Origin of the sequence: Actinomyces sp. MRS3W (assembly GCF_032465695.1) — a bacterium.
Classification (GTDB): Bacteria; Actinomycetota; Actinomycetes; order Actinomycetales; family Actinomycetaceae; genus Actinomyces.
Window position 1 is genome coordinate 1 of the sequence record NZ_JAWDJJ010000229.1, and the last position, 14,055, is coordinate 14,055.

The 14,055-nt window shown below is 67.2% G+C and carries 16 protein-coding genes; 7 read left to right on the forward strand and 9 right to left on the reverse strand.

What is annotated here, in order from left to right:
* On the forward strand, positions 1-769 hold a 769-nt coding region (locus RWX45_RS08705), incomplete at its 5' end, for an FtsK/SpoIIIE domain-containing protein (RefSeq protein WP_316023336.1).
* Between the two features lie 32 nt (positions 770-801).
* Here RWX45_RS08705 and RWX45_RS08710 read toward each other — a convergent pair.
* The 6 genes from RWX45_RS08710 to RWX45_RS08735 all read right to left on the reverse strand — a co-directional run bounded on the left by RWX45_RS08710 (position 802) and on the right by RWX45_RS08735 (position 6,107).
* Entirely contained in the window at positions 802-1,398 is a 597-nt protein-coding gene (locus RWX45_RS08710; RefSeq protein WP_316023337.1) for a hypothetical protein, read from the reverse strand.
* Positions 1,395-1,835, reverse strand: coding sequence for a hypothetical protein (locus RWX45_RS08715; protein ID WP_316023338.1), 441 nt, complete (start codon positions 1,833-1,835; stop codon positions 1,395-1,397). Before RWX45_RS08715 ends, RWX45_RS08710 begins: the two co-directional genes overlap by 4 nt.
* A 720-nt stretch (positions 1,836-2,555) precedes the next feature.
* Entirely contained in the window at positions 2,556-4,961 is a 2,406-nt protein-coding gene (locus RWX45_RS08720) for a DNA/RNA non-specific endonuclease (RefSeq protein WP_316023339.1), read from the reverse strand.
* A gap of 108 nt (positions 4,962-5,069) precedes the next feature.
* On the reverse strand, positions 5,070-5,441 hold the full coding sequence (locus RWX45_RS08725; RefSeq protein ID WP_316023350.1) for a DUF6507 family protein: 372 nt from the start codon (positions 5,439-5,441) through the stop codon (positions 5,070-5,072).
* A gap of 5 nt (positions 5,442-5,446) precedes the next feature.
* The gene (locus RWX45_RS08730; RefSeq protein WP_316023340.1) at positions 5,447-5,758 is read right to left on the reverse strand and encodes a pore-forming ESAT-6 family protein; all 312 of its coding nucleotides are present in this window, start codon (positions 5,756-5,758) and stop codon (positions 5,447-5,449) included.
* Positions 5,759-5,771: 13 nt separating this feature from the next.
* Positions 5,772-6,107: a hypothetical protein gene (locus RWX45_RS08735; RefSeq protein ID WP_316023341.1), complete on the reverse strand. Its 336-nt coding sequence runs from the start codon at positions 6,105-6,107 to the stop codon at positions 5,772-5,774.
* Positions 6,108-6,328: 221 nt separating this feature from the next.
* Here RWX45_RS08735 and RWX45_RS08740 point away from each other — a divergent pair, with 221 nt between their 5' ends.
* From RWX45_RS08740 to RWX45_RS08765, 6 genes are all read left to right on the forward strand, one after another.
* Positions 6,329-7,444: a DUF6177 family protein gene (locus RWX45_RS08740; RefSeq protein ID WP_316023342.1), complete on the forward strand. Its 1,116-nt coding sequence runs from the start codon at positions 6,329-6,331 to the stop codon at positions 7,442-7,444.
* Positions 7,445-7,484: 40 nt separating this feature from the next.
* A complete protein-coding gene (locus RWX45_RS08745; protein WP_316023343.1) occupies positions 7,485-7,973 on the forward strand; it encodes a hypothetical protein in 489 nt (162 codons plus the stop codon).
* A 773-nt stretch (positions 7,974-8,746) separates the two neighbouring features.
* Positions 8,747-9,406 carry a LytR C-terminal domain-containing protein gene (locus RWX45_RS08750; protein ID WP_316023344.1) on the forward strand — a complete coding sequence of 220 codons (660 nt, stop codon included), beginning with the start codon at positions 8,747-8,749 and terminating at the stop codon, positions 9,404-9,406.
* Positions 9,407-9,434: 28 nt separating this feature from the next.
* Positions 9,435-9,782, forward strand: coding sequence for a DUF4190 domain-containing protein (locus RWX45_RS08755; protein ID WP_316023345.1), 348 nt, complete (start codon positions 9,435-9,437; stop codon positions 9,780-9,782).
* An 87-nt stretch (positions 9,783-9,869) separates the two neighbouring features.
* The gene (locus RWX45_RS08760; protein WP_316023346.1) at positions 9,870-10,616 is read left to right on the forward strand and encodes a glutamine amidotransferase-related protein; all 747 of its coding nucleotides are present in this window, start codon (positions 9,870-9,872) and stop codon (positions 10,614-10,616) included.
* A gap of 29 nt (positions 10,617-10,645) precedes the next feature.
* Complete coding sequence (locus RWX45_RS08765) at positions 10,646-11,434, forward strand: Sir2 family NAD-dependent protein deacetylase (RefSeq protein WP_316023351.1); 789 nt, start codon at positions 10,646-10,648, stop codon at positions 11,432-11,434.
* Between the two features lie 93 nt (positions 11,435-11,527).
* Here RWX45_RS08765 and RWX45_RS08770 read toward each other — a convergent pair whose 3' ends face one another.
* The 3 genes from RWX45_RS08770 to RWX45_RS08780 all read right to left on the reverse strand — a co-directional run bounded on the left by RWX45_RS08770 (position 11,528) and on the right by RWX45_RS08780 (position 13,957).
* Positions 11,528-12,214: an NAD(P)H-binding protein gene (locus tag RWX45_RS08770; protein ID WP_316023347.1), complete on the reverse strand. Its 687-nt coding sequence runs from the start codon at positions 12,212-12,214 to the stop codon at positions 11,528-11,530.
* 144 nt (positions 12,215-12,358) lie between these two features.
* Entirely contained in the window at positions 12,359-13,090 is a 732-nt protein-coding gene (locus RWX45_RS08775) for a glutamine amidotransferase (RefSeq protein ID WP_316023348.1), read from the reverse strand.
* Positions 13,091-13,120: 30 nt separating this feature from the next.
* Entirely contained in the window at positions 13,121-13,957 is an 837-nt protein-coding gene (locus RWX45_RS08780) for a purine-nucleoside phosphorylase (RefSeq protein ID WP_316023349.1), read from the reverse strand.
* Positions 13,958-14,055 lie beyond the last annotated feature (98 nt).

Here is a 14,055-nt window from a genome sequence, read left to right on the forward strand (position 1 = left end):
GGCCTGGTCGGGGCCGCTGCCGGCGCCCGTGCGCATGCTGCCGGAGAGTATTGACCCCGCGGACCTGCCCGACGGCGAGCAGGAGCCGGACTTGCTGCCACTGGGTCTGTTCCAGGACACGATGACGCCGATCAACCTGGACCTGACGGGGCGGGACCCGCATCTGCTGGTGCTGGGCGACCCGGGCTGCGGCAAGAGCACGGTCCTGCGGGGCGTCATCGAGTCGCTGGTGGAGCGGTACACGCCCGATGAGCTGGTGGTGGCCGTCTACGACGTGCGACGGACGACGGCGGGCGCGTGCCCGGAGGCGTTCCTCGGCGGGCATGCGACCTCGACCTCATTGGCCACCGGTTTGTCGGCGTCGATTGCGGAGGAGTTGCAGCGGCGCTCCGACGCCCTGGCGGCGGGCGAGACGGTGGAGGGACCGCGGATCGTGCTGGTGGTGGACGACTACGACATTCTGTCGTCGGGCGGTACTGGAGCGCTGGGAGCGATCATTCCGTTCCTGTCTTCGGCGCGGGATCTGCGGTTTAACGTGGTGCTGGCGCGGCCGGTGGCGGGCGCGTCGCGCGCTCTGTACGACCAGCTGTTGCAGGCTCTGCGGGATACCGGGGCGACTGGCCTCATCATGGACGGTGACCGGGGCGAGGGCGCGCTGATAGGCGGGGTGCGGGCTGAGCACCTGCGCGCCGGGCGCGGCTGGTGGGTGCGGCGCGGCCGTAAGCCCCGCCTGGTGCAGGTAGGTGACTTCGCGTCTACCGGCGAGTGATTTTCACGCCGACCGGCGGCCGGGGCGCCCGGCTACTTGATGAAGGGGATGCCGCGAAAGGGGACGACCTTGCCGCGATCCGCACGGATACCGAAGGCGAAGCTGATGACAACGTGGAACGCGGAAATGACGAGCCAAGCCATCATCGCCAAGCCCCACGGAAAGAATCCATCGGAGTCGTCGGGTATGACACCGAAGATCACAAGTAGATTGCTCCCCAGAAGGAGAATGGTGGCCAGAAAGTAGTTGATCCCCCAACTGGCAGCTGCGGTCCCATTGGTGCGGTCGGGCTCGGGTGCCCGGCGACTGACCAGCCCCACGGCAATCATGGCGATGGACGCCACGACCGAACCGATACCCGGGAACATGGGAAGCACCAGCAGACCCACGTACCACGCGTGTCCACCGGTAATCCGCGCCCGCCGTTGTGCAGGATAGCCGTCGAGCGGATACGGCACCTGCTGCGGCGCCGCGGGCAGTCCCGGGCAGTTCGGTGCCTGGTAGCCGTAGCCGGGTTGCGAGTTGGGGGCCCGATGCACCTGGGGGCCCGATTGCGGATAGGGAACCGGCTGCGACGGTTGCCCCGGACGGTTCGGTGCGCGGCCGTATTCGGGGTAGGGGGCGCTCACTGGTGCTGCTTCATCCAGTCCGGGGTTGCCTTGGGGTCCCGGGGGAACAGTTCGAGTTCCCGGGCGACGTCCTCCGGGCTGTAGGGCGGGTTGAGGATCGGCTCGTGGTCGTAGTCGAAGTCGGAGATGAGCTGGTAGTCCTGCTTGTTCATGGAGAACACACCCTTGGTCCAGGCACCGCCACCGGGACGGGCCATGGCGATGCGCACCTTGACAGCGGGCTCAACGACCTCGCGCGGGACGATGTTGTCCTCCCAGCCGCCGCGGCGCATGAGCCCGGAGGAGCGCAGCGCCCGGCTGCGCACGCCGGCGCGGGCGCCGACGGCCTGGACCTCAATGGACATCTCCTCCACGTGTGCGGACCGCATCCAGCGGGCGCAGGCGTCGGAAAGTGCCTCAACGGCCTGCATCTGTGCTTCGAAGGACCATTCGGTCATGGATTCTACCTCGATTCATCTCCGGGACGGCCCGAGGTGGCCTTTACCGAAACGACACTACCGCGAATCAGGCAACATGTGAGCCCCGGCCCGGGGTTGCACCCGTCACGTATCTGTACTCCCCTCGAAGCGCCCCATCCCGGCGCCCTCGCCGGGTTCGGAATCGGACCAGAAAGCGCCCCTACCCTGCTATCCCTCCTGCTCACGCTTACGACCACGCGCCTCACGTCGACGCGCATTACGTTCCTGCCGCTTCAGCTCCGCCTCATAGCCCTGCCTCAGCCAATCCGGGATGAACTCATCAGCACGGGGAAACCGCCTCAACTCACTCCAACAATCACGCGGCCCCGGACGCACCTCACCCGAAGCACGGCTGAACACTGGCTCACGCATCCAATCACACTCCTGATGCAACACCCCATCAGACGCATCCATCCACAGACGACACCACGTCCACGCGCCCCAACCAGGACGAACCTGCATGTCACGCAGGTCATCTAACAGGGACAACAGTCCATGAGGAGTTGGCTTCCGCCTCCACTCGCCATCAATCATCAGTTTCGGATGATACTGACTCGCTCTTCCGATAGCATCGACCGTTACACTAGCGCCAACAGCACCCGATTCTTCTAGCCATTTTCCGATGAATGATTCTACGCGTCGCATAAGGGCTTCAGTCGACTCCACCACAATTCACCTCACGATCCACGACTTACACCATCACCTGTTCCTGAACCTACTCGGATCTCTCGCCTGTCCACCCGCGTCCTCCGAGTAAACCTCAAACGCTTTCGGTACCCTGTCCGCAGGTTCAACATCACCCAATCGCGTTACAGATTCGGCGTTCGTCGGCGGCCCATCGTATTCAATCACGATGTCGATATTCCAATAAGCATCGGGGTTGGCGGCGATATCGTCTTCTAGCTTCTTGAAGCTCTCCATATACGTGCCATTGGTGCCCCGGTTGAGGTCCTCTAACATCGGCAGCACATTGATGTCCTCCGGAGGGCCAGCGAACTTAGAACCAGCCAGGTGACCACCATCATAACCGCCACCAACAGCGTCACCGTAACCGCCGACACGATCCTGCACCGACTCCGAACGATACCGCGAAGCCTCATCCACCACATCCAACCGGTCAACCTGAATGCGAACCGTACGACCCCAATCATCCGTCGTGTAATGGAACTTCCCATCCACCGTATACGTCGCATTCGGCAGGGGATCCTTCAGGTCAGGATTCATTGTCTCACTGGTCCTACCCAGCCACGTCTGCCGCTGCACGGCGGACTTCGCCTCCACGTGCACAACCTCGCCGGCGTCGTTCGTGTAGTACTTGCCGCGTCCCTCCACCTCGTAGCAGGTGTTCGGGTCCAAGTCCACGCCCTTGCCGAACGGGGAACGGGGCCTCGGCGCCAGCGGACTGTCCTCGTCCACCTTGACGCTCTGCTCGGTCTTGGGCCGGTGCTCCTGGTTGAAGGCATCCTTGTCCGGGTCGTAGTCCGGCCTGCGATCCTCACCGTCAGGGGAATCCTTGGCATCCGGGGAATCCGACACGTCCCGGCCATCGGGCGAGTGCGGCGAGTCAGGAGACTCCGACACATCCGGACTCCGAGACTTATCCGATGCGTCAGGCCCCTCAGGTGCATCCGGTGCGCGCCGGGGGTCCCCAGCATCGGCATCAGAGGTGCGCGTGTCGGAGCTCCGGTCACCGTCGGGCGCCCTCTCCCCATCGGGCGTCACATCAGCATCGGGGCTGCGCCGCGACCCATCCGGGGAGTCCCCATCCGGTGTCCTACCTACATCGGGAGTATCCACGTCCACGCCACCACGGCGCAGATCCACGTCACCCAAATCCGGCGTCGGATTGGTCCCATCCCCATGCGCATGCGGACGACGAGCGCCGGCGTCCACATCCACATCAGGCAGGTCAGTACGGACATCAACATCAACACTCGCCACGCCGTCCCCGACCGACTTCCGGCCAGGCAGTTCAAAGCCGCTGAAACTGAAGTCGACCTTGCTCATGACAACCTTGGCAACCTTGCCCAAGGTCATGTCAGCCACCACACCCAGCGGGTCCATGTAGCTCAGTACCTTGCTCGCAGCCTGCGCCCAGCGCGCCACCTTCCCCACCCTGGAGGCGGCCGAGGTGAACTTGGTGGCAATGCCTACATAAGGAATGAGAACCGAACCGATGTTGAACACGGTTCCACCCGCAGCACGCGCCGGGTCGTCCTCCCACTGATCCCAGCACAGGATTCCCTTGCCAGTCTCCTTCCAAGCAGCGCCGGCAGTGGACCAGTCGTGGCCGGCATAGCTGCCGTCCTCATTCCAGGTGACGCCAACCAGCATGGCGAGCCCCTGCAAAATGGCTACAGCTCTGTCCCCGTCGTGGGTGAACCCGTTGGAGCCCTCGAACTGAAAGCCGCCCAGGTTCAGAACACCATTGACCATGCCGCCCAAGCCCTCGCACACCAGCCCGTCCCACAGGAAGCGCTTGACGGCGACCCCGGCCTTCTTCGGGCAGGAGTCCTGGCGGTCCACGGGACTGCCCCACGGCATGCCCTCGGTGCCCTCCGGAATCTCCGAGTAGCCGTAGCCCAGTTCGTCATCATCCCCCGTGGGGTCGGCGTGGTAGCCCGCAAGGCCGTCCAGGGCACGAATGTTGTTGGCACAGGTCCGCTCGGCATCCCACATGTCCACCTGGATGCCATTGGCGGTGGCGATGAGGACGTTGTTCTCATCCACCAGGTCCTGATCGTGGTCCCACTCCGGGTTGTCCTGGATCTTCGTCTTGAAGGCGAGCGCTTTCGTCTCCAGGCTCTGTGCCCGCGTCTTGATGCCGGACATCGAATCCGCGAAGGTGGACAGGTACCCCGCCATGCTCTCCAAGGCGGTTGCCAACGTATCAGTGTCCGTGGCCACCGGATCCATGGCCGCGTACAGGGTCTCCTGCTCGGGGGCCTTGTACACGTTCTGGATTCCCGCCCACGTGGTCTTGACGTCATCCCCAGAGGTACGCAGGTCGCCGGCCTTCGTCTCCAGGTTGGTGGCGGCCGTGTCCAGGGACTCCACATCGAAGGTGAGGCCGGGGATCTTCGTCTCATCAAAAGGGGTTGTCATCGGCTCAATCCGCTGCAATCACATGCGTCACTCGGGTACTGGGGACGCTGCCCGCCGATTCGCCCAGCCTGCCGGTGGCGGGGGCTGAGCGGCTCAGCGGACGGCGGGTCATTTGGCGTTGCGCTGGAACTCCAGCGCGGCCGCCTCATCGTGCTGCTGGTAGGCGTTAACCGCATTGACGGTGTTGCTCAGCACGTTGCTGATCGTGGTTGTGATCGACTCGAAGTCGGGCTTGTGGGTGGTGAACCAGTCGCTGATGGCGCTGGCCACCAGGGCCGACTGCATGAGCTGCTCACCATCGGCGGTGGTTCCCATACCGCTGGCCTCGGTGCACGGCGTCATCACGTTGCCGAGCTCCGTGCCGACGTCATTCAGGGCAGTGGTGAAATCACCCTCCTGGCCCGGAGTGGAGTCCACGAGCGTCTGCTCGTCCCGCAGCACCCGCGCCACGCCGTCGGGGTCGATGTCCCAGGCCGACACCGCCGTCAACCGATCTCGTCAACGGCCTGGCGGGCACGCTGCAAAGTACTCTGCGCGCCCTCATCCGTGGTTTGCATCGACTGCCGCAGCGTGGCGATAATCCCCCTCACCTCACCGGCAGCGTTCTTCCAGCGCAGTTCCTTGGCCTGGTACTCGTCCGACACGCCGTCGGCCTGGTACTGCGCCATCGCGGCCTTGACGTCGCTGTCACGCTGGTTGATGAGGCTCTCGAGCCGGGAGGCCACCCGCTCGAAATTGGACTGGGCCTCCTGGGAGGCGCCGACGTCGTAGGAGCGCTTGTCGATCTGGTTAGCCATGCTCGTCCCCTCCTCAGCGCCCCGATCCGAAACGGGCGGAGTCGAAGCTCACCGAGCCCTCGGCGGCGCGTGTGGAATCCACCATCTCCTGCTCCCCCTGGATGAAGGCCGTGTCCATCCCGGAGATGCCTCCGAGAACCGCCGCCAGCGAGACATTCAATTCGGCGGAGACCTCGTCGGTGCGCGCTTTGAAGCCATCGAAGGCAGCACGCCCACTGCCGTTGAACCGTCCCTCCAGCGGTTCGGCGGCCACCACCAGTTCCTTGACCAGTGCGCCCAGGTCCTCGTTCGAGGAGGAGGTTTGCTTCGTCAGCGTCGTCAGGGTCGACGCACCCATGTCGAACTTCATCAGTCACCTTCGGCAAGAGAGATGCGAAGTGCAACCCGAACGCATTGGATAACACATCAGGACTGCAGGGAACAGTCGGGCTACTCCCGGGGCGCAGCTTGCCACCGCCGCTTCGATTAAGCAAGAGTAACGTCACGCACGTTCGGGGTACGCCCAATCCGTCGAGCCCCGGGCCGCCGCCCACACAGCGGCTCAACCCACGTGAGGAGCCCCGCCCGCACATGTTTCCCGGAACGCAACACTCACCCGACGCCCCACCGGCCGAGCGCCCCCACTTCACCATGACGCACCCCATGCTCGACGCCCAGATCGGCAGCCGGGCCTCCATCACCGTCCTGAGCGGCCCCGTCATCGCCCTGACCGAGCCGCTGGCGGACTTGCTGCACCGCACCGCAGGGCGCACGCAGCGCACCATCCTGGTTGTTCCCGAACACAGCGCCGTCACCCCCGCCTTCGACCGCATCACCGATGCCACCGGCACCATCGTGCTCATTGATGAGGAAGGCGCCTACCGGGAGCTGCGCTCGGGCCGCCCCATCCCGGACATCAAGCACACCTTGGAGATCCTCGCCGATCCACGACCGGCGATCTCCCCACTGCACATGAGGCAGCGGGACGTCGTCCCCAACCTGACCGTGTCCATCTCCGCCTACCACCCGGCCCGCCGGACCACGCGACTGGGCGGCGTCGTCGAACTCGTCGCTGAGCACCTCCTGCCCGACGGCGAACTGTTCTGGGGCGGCTACGAACCCGCCGGCGCGTTCTGGGACCGCGACGAACTGACCACCTTCTGCCGCGACCACATGCCCACCGTCCACCTGGTGCTCGCCGGACATGGCCAGCGCGCCACACTCACCGGAACCCTCACCGCCTCCCGCACCGCCAATGGTTTGGAGGAGTACGTCGAGTTCAGCGTCGTCGGCGCGGCGCCATCCACCGAGTACCGCGAGCGCACCATGACACTGTTCGAAGCGCTCTCCACCGGCGCCAAGCCACAATTCGCCCTCGCCATGCGCACCTACGCCCGCGCCGACGCCTCCCTGCCGGCCACGGTGCGCCGTCCGCCCACTCCCCTGGCCGTGCTCATCGGCGCGCCTGGAATCCGGCAGCTCGGCGTCGACGCCGCCGCTGTAGCCGAGGCTCACGACGGCGAGACAACCGGTTATGGCCGACGGCGCGGCCTGCTGGTGCCGCTCGAATCCAACTTCGATGCCGACTGGAGCCCGCTACTCGATCTGGTGCGTACCCTGGACGGCGATGCCGGGAACGTGCGCCGGGCCCTCGGGATGGACAACAACTCATCCACCGACCGCGGCCCCGCTGCGCAGCGCCCCTAACCCATCCCGTAAGCCTCAACCCGGACTTCAAGGAGTAGCCGTGCCCCGCATCATCACCGCCGTCACCCAGGAGGTGCCGGAGGTTCTGGACGTCGTCAGCCTGGCGCTCGCCCGTGACATTACCGCCACCTACACCCGCACCGCGGACGACGCCGCCGTCGCCATCTTCACCGACTTTTCCGACCGGCGCCCCAGCCTGGAGATCGTGCGACCGAGCCTGGTGGCCGACGCTCGCGAACTCACCCGCATATTCCAGGTCGAGTTTCCTGCGAGCTGGGAGCCGCCCTACGTCGTCAACCAGTTCCTGGTGCCGTGGGAGGAACGCTGCGACGTATTCACCCAGGTACCCATCGACGTCGGCATCATGTTCCACGGCGTAGCCGTCAGCGAGGGAGCAATCCTGCCCGTGCCCGAGCCGTGGTGGTGGCGGATCACCGCCGAGGGGCGTTGGAGGCCCACCCGCGCCGCTCAGGAGCAGTGGCGGCATGCCACCGTTGATAGGACGTTCAACGGAGACGGCCTCAGCTAACACGACCGACGGGACGGATCGGCGTTACGCGATCGACCCAAGGGCGTGGGCGGATGTGGGGCGGGTCGGGGCGGCCCGTGGCGCGGGTGAGGTGGGTGTTCCGCGGTGTGGGTTGAGGTGACTGTCCCATCCCGTGGCGCGGCGTGGCGGGGGCTTGCCCCCGAGTACGACCCTTTTGACCCCAAACCTCCTCTTCGGGGTTGCGTGGTGGTCAAGTACGACCCTTGTGACCCGAAGCCTCCGCGCGCAACCGAGGACTCGGGTGCGAAGGGTCGTATTCGACGTCGGCGGGTGAGGACTCGGGTCGAAAGGGTCGTGTTCAACGTCGGCCCCAACCAGCGTGCGCCACGAGGACGGTCGTCTACTACGCCACTTCACCGTTGGGTACGCCAGTTAACCGACTCCTGAAGGCCTCCAAGCCCTTCAGGGGTCCCCGAACCGGCGTAGCAGACCCCGAAGTGGCGTAGTAGACCCCGAACCGACGTAACAGACCCAGCCGCGACAACACACGGCCCCAGCCGACCGCCCCGGCCACGGCACGCCGAACCCCCACCGGGCGAGGCCGCGACACCCACCGACACCCCGCCCGACGGTGCCTCAGCCCGCGCGACGCCCCGACATGCGGCACCGGTCGTCCGCACCCGAGCCGACGGGGATCGCTCATTATTGCCGCGGCGCCCCGTAGGCCGGGGTCGTCCCAAGAGCCGACACATCTGGGCGCCCGAAACCCACGCAGCACCCCGTAGACCGGAGTCGTCCACTACCCTGTGAGGGTGAGCTCTTCCGCCGACCCCTACGCCGAGTACCGGCGCCGCCTCAAGCACCGGCAGACGATCGTGATCGGCGGCACGCTGACAGCGATGGCCGCTGTAGCCGTCGTCTGCCTCATGGTGTGGAGCGGCATGCTGCCCGCCATCTACGATCCGGGCTTCTCCGCGGCGGAGGATCCCAATGCCACCGTCGTCGAGCCCTGCCCGCCCGCCGACGCAACCACCGTGGACGTCACGTCGGTTCCCGTCAACGTCTACAACGGCACCGACACCACGGGCCTGGCCGGCGGTGTGGCCGACACCCTGGGAGACGCCGGGCTGACCGTCAACAACACCGCCGACTGGCCCATGGGCGCCTACACCGGAGAGGTTCAGCTGACCACTTCCGAGGCGGGCCTGACCAACGCCTATACGCTCGCCCAGGTCTTCACCGGCAGCGTCGTCGTCCAGATCGATGAGACCCAGGACGCCTCCGACCCGACGGTCAGCGTCGTGCTCGGGGAGGAGTACTCCACAGGAATCCTCACCGTCGAGGAGATCGGCCAGCTCAAGGCCGGTGAGACGATTTCCGCCCCATCCGGCTGCGTCGCGGTAACCAGTGCCCCCACACAAGCCGACCAGACCGAGGAAGACGCAGCAGACGACGCGGACGCCGAGGGATGATGCCACCGATCCGTGGCACGATGACATCATGAGCCAGGACCAGCCCGACGTCGTCGACCCCACCCGGATCGTCCCGCCGGGATTCGTGTTCCCCGGCACCGAGCAGCTCAACCCGCACGAGGTCTTCGCCGGCCCCGGATACCAGGCGCCCCGGCAGCGCATCGACCCCACCGCCGTCGTCGCCCTCATATGCGCCATCCTCAGCCCGATCCCCGGCATAGGGCTGCTCGCACTGGGGCTGGGCTGTCTGGCGTTGCAGCGCCTGCGCGGCAGCTACGACACCGGGCACGGCCAGGCCTGGTTCGCGATCGTCGTCGGCGCCGCGGCTACCGCCGGCTGGCTGTGGCTGTGGTGGCTGATCACCCGGGCTTCATAAACAACCTGCTCCACCCTGGCCCCGGGGTGGGCGGCCCCACCCGGACGGGCGGCATGGCAGGGGCACAAAAACCCGTATGGTAATCGCGTGAAGCCTTTCATCATGGTCTCGACGCGTCCAGAGCTTGAAGCCGCGCAGAGCGAGTACGACTCCTTCCTCCTTCAGGGCGGGCTCGAGCCGGCCGACCTCCAGCATGTCCTCCTCGATGAGGTGGACCTGTCCGCCTCCTTCAACGCCCAGGACGTCTCCGGCGTCTTCATCGGCGGCAGCCCGTATAACCTCTCAACGCCGGAATCCGCCAAGACCCGCACCCAGCTGCGCGTGGAGGAGCAGGTACGCGAGCTGCTGGCTCTCGCCCTCAAGGAGGGCGTGCCCGTGCTCGCCACCGGATTCGGCCTCGAAGTGCTCGCCGGCTACCTCGGGACCCGCACCTCCCGTGAGTTCGGTGAGGAACTCGGCACCACGGACGTGTACCTCACAGCGGACGGCCGCGAGGATCCGCTGCTGGCGGGAATGCCGCAGACCTTCACCGCCTTTGTCGGCCACCATGAGGGCGCCGTCGACGTGCCCGAGCACGCCACCCTGCTCGCCAGCTCGCCGGACTGCCCGGTGCAGATGATCCGGGTCGGCAAGTGCGTCTACGGCACCCAGTTCAACCCCGAGCTCGACGCCGAGCGCTTCGCCCAGCGCGTTTCGGTCTACTCCGACGCCGGCTATGGCGATCCGGGCCTGGTGGAGAATATCCTGGCAGAGGCCCGCAGCTCGCAAGAGCACGTCGCGGGCCAGGTCATCCGCAACTTCGTGCATCATTTCGGTCGTGAAACTTCGTCGTGAATCCAGCTATTGAGGCCGTCGCCGAGGTGATGGCCGGCCGCCGCACCCTCGCCGTCACCGGGGCAGGCATCTCCACCGACTCCGGCATTCCCGACTACCGGGGCATAGGAACCACCCCGGTTGAGCCCGTTGACTTCCAGCAGTTCACCACCGACCCGGTCTGGTACCGGTGGGTGTGGGCCCGCAACCACGCCACGTGGCGGCTCCTTGATCCGCTGAAGCCGACGCCGGGACACGTGGCGCTGGCGCAGCTGGAGACGGCGGGGCTGCTCACCGGCGTGGCCACGCAGAACGTCGATCGGCTGCACTCGCGTGCCGGGCAGCGCACGGTGTGGGAGCTGCACGGCGCCTACGACCGGGTGGTGTGCCTAGGCTGCGGGCGGATGACCTCGCGTGCCGACCTCGACGCGCGACTGACCGCCCTCAACCCCGACTACCCGCGCGAAACCGACCCGGCGCGGGTGGCCATCACCCCGGAGGCCGATCGCGCCGCCGCCGAGGCCTGCGACTTCACCCCGGTGAACTGTGAGGAGTGCGGCGGCCTGCTCAAACCGGACATCGTGTTCTTCGGCGAAGGCCTACCCGCTGCCATGGATGCGGCCATGCGGGCCGCCTCCGACTGCGACGTCGTGCTCGTGGCCGGCTCGAGCCTGGCGGTGCTCACCGGATTGTGGATCGTGCGTCAGGCTCTGGCCTCCGGCGCCGAGCTCATCGTCATCAACCGGGGGCCGACGGCGGTCGACGAGCTGGCCTCCATCCGGGTGGAGGGCGGTACGAGCGAGTTCCTCGCTCCCCTGGCCACTCAGCTCATCAGCTGAACTGCGGCGCCGGGTATCCGGTCGCACGCCGCCCGCCGACCTGACGCGCAGGCCCGCGGGCGGCGTGCGACGCACCCGATCAACTCAATCGGCTCAGTTGTCCAAATCGGCGTACTCGACCGGGACGTCGGCAATCGCCTCGGCGATGGGGGTTTCGCCGTCGCGGAAGGGGATCACTTTCCCAACGGTGGCGGGCTCGGCGAGTACCGCGGCGATGACGGCGGCAACGTTCGCCCGGGAGGTCGGTGCTTGTCCCTCCCCCTCGACACGCCCGACCTCAATCCGGCCGCTCGGCTCCTCCAGAGTGAGCAGGCCGGGCCCGACAATCGTCCAGTCAAGGTCGGAGGCAACCAGGTGACGGTCCGCGGCGAGCTTGGCCATGGCGTAGGTGCGCAGCGGATGATCGGCCGGTACCGGATCCTGACCGTGGGAGCCGGCGAAGGAGACCATGACGTAACGGGGCACGGAAGCGGCCTTCGCGGCCTCCATGGAGCGGATGGCGGCGTCGCGGTCCACCGCCTCGGTGCGTTCCGGTCCGCCCTTGCCGCCGGCGCCGGCAGACCACACGACGGCGTCCGCCCCGTCGAATGCGGCGGCGAGCTCCTGCTCACTCGCCTCCTCAACGGACACGACCAGCGGCACGGCGCCGGTGGCGGCAACGTCGTCGGCATGCTCGGGAGTCCGGATGAGGGAGACGACGTCGTCGCCGCGCTCCACCAGCAGCGGGGCGAGCAGGAGAGCGACCTTTCCGTGGCCACCAACGATGACGATACGGGACATGGTTGAACCTTCTTTCGTGCTCGGCGGGTGCGTCATACGCGCCCCCTCACACCTGGGCTCCGTGACTGTTCGTCCACGGCTGTCGTCCCATCCTGGCACGGGGCCACCGCACTGTCCATGCCGACGCCGCGGCGGAACCGGCACTCAGCGGGCGTAGCGGCCGACGAAGTTGGACAGCACCTTCCACGAATCGCTCACGTCCTGGGCACGCACCTCATCTTGGATCTGCGGCAGGCGCTCGTCGTCGAAGTAACCGTGACCGGCGTAGAAGGCCAGGCGGTGCGCCAGATAGTCGCCGTCCAGTTCAGGGTGGAACTGGGTGGCGTACAGGTTGGTGCGCACCCGCAGCACCTGCACCGGGCAGGTTGCGGCTGAGGCCAGCACCACGCCGCCGGGGGGAGCGACGGCCACCGCCTCGGTATGCGCAACGAAGGCCGGGAATGCCGCGGGTATGCCTGCGCACAGGGGGTCTTCCCGGCCCGCCGCGGTCAGCTCCACCTGCGGGTAGGAGACCTCCTCCTTATAGGTGCCGTCGACGACGCCGCCCTCATGCCGGGTGAGCAGGCCCAGTCCGTAGCAGGCACCCAGGAAGGGGAAGTCCTCCTCCAGCAGACGGGAAACAAGCTCGTCGAGTTCACTTTCAACCCGCAGTTGGACCGGACTCTTCCGCTCGACCGGCGTGGAGGTGTTGAAGGGGGAGCCGCCGACGATGATGCCGGACCAGTCCGCCAGGTCGAGGTCCGGCATGGGTTCGGCTTCGAGGCGGTGGCGGACCAGGGTTGATTCGTCCAGGCCGGTGCGCAGCAGGAAGGCCTCGTATTCGGCGTCGGCGGGCTCGTCATCGGCGCGGACGCCCAGCATCAGGAAGGGTTTCACGGAGCAGAGCCTAGTTCCTCTGCTGCGAGTTCAACGCAGGGTGTTGAGCACCTTTTCAACGGCCGCGAGGACGACCTCGGGTGCCGGCGCCTGTGTGAAGTCGACGGTCGGCGGCGCCGCGGCACGGCGGCCCGCACTGCGGCGTTCCGAACTCGTCCCGGAGCCGGCCGCGTCAGCGACCGCATCGACATAAGCCAGGCCGACCACGCGGACGCCGCGCGAGGCCAGGGCCATGGCCTCGGCCACCGTGTCCGTGACGACGACGTCGGCTCCCAGGGCGGCGAGCAGGCGCGCCTCCGTCCGGCTCGGGCGCACCGGTCCGGGAACCAGCGCGGCCACACCGGGGTCGCGTACGCCGTCGAGCCCCCGCACTCCCTCGGTGAGGGGCTCGTCCCAGGCGGCATCGAGCAGGCCGGTGGCGGGGAAGAGCGGGGCGCCGGTGAGGTTGAGGTGATCACCGATCGCGAGGAGGTCCCCCGGCACGCAGCCGCCCAGGCTCGCGGCACGGGTGACCAGGAGGGCGGCGCGCACGCCGGCGCCGGGGGCAATGCGCGCTAGGGCCGTGGTGCGGCGGGCGGGTTTGCCTTCGAACAGGCTGGTGCGCCCGCGCGCCACCAGAACGCCGAGGCCGTCGCGGTCATAGGAGTACAGGCTGTCCTCCTGGCCGACACCGCCCGGAGCGGAGACTCCCGGCAGGAACGACAGCCGCACGCGCGAGGCCGGCCGCCCCCAGGCGGCATCGAGCTCGGTGAGCAGGGCGGGTTCGGCAATGACGAGCAGATCGTGGCGCTGCCGCCCGGTTGCGAGGACGATCGAGGCGCCGTCGGGGTCGTCGTCCCAGATACCGGCTGTGGGCTGTGCGGCCACGGCTGCTCCCTCTCGTCGTCTCTTGCTCGTATCGCGATTCGCGTCCGAGCCTACCCGGCCCACCTGTGCGCAGCGTCCACCCGCAGGAGGAGATGCGC

Bases quoted from the DNA above. Each gene is read 5' to 3' on its own strand.
- RWX45_RS08715 (WP_316023338.1), bottom strand. From the start codon at position 1,835: ATGACCGAATGGTCCTTCGAAGCACAGATGCAGGCCGTTGAGGCACTT.
- RWX45_RS08730 (WP_316023340.1), bottom strand. From the start codon at position 5,758: ATGGCTAACCAGATCGACAAGCGCTCCTACGACGTCGGCGCCTCCCAG.
- RWX45_RS08755 (WP_316023345.1), top strand. From the start codon at position 9,435: ATGAGCCAGGACCAGCCCGACGTCGTCGACCCCACCCGGATCGTCCCG.
- RWX45_RS08720 (WP_316023339.1), bottom strand. From the start codon at position 4,961: ATGACAACCCCTTTTGATGAGACGAAGATCCCCGGCCTCACCTTCGAT.
- RWX45_RS08735 (WP_316023341.1), bottom strand. From the start codon at position 6,107: ATGAAGTTCGACATGGGTGCGTCGACCCTGACGACGCTGACGAAGCAA.
- RWX45_RS08740 (WP_316023342.1), top strand. From the start codon at position 6,329: ATGTTTCCCGGAACGCAACACTCACCCGACGCCCCACCGGCCGAGCGC.
- RWX45_RS08765 (WP_316023351.1), top strand. From the start codon at position 10,646: ATGGCCGGCCGCCGCACCCTCGCCGTCACCGGGGCAGGCATCTCCACC.
- RWX45_RS08770 (WP_316023347.1), bottom strand. From the start codon at position 12,214: ATGTCCCGTATCGTCATCGTTGGTGGCCACGGAAAGGTCGCTCTCCTG.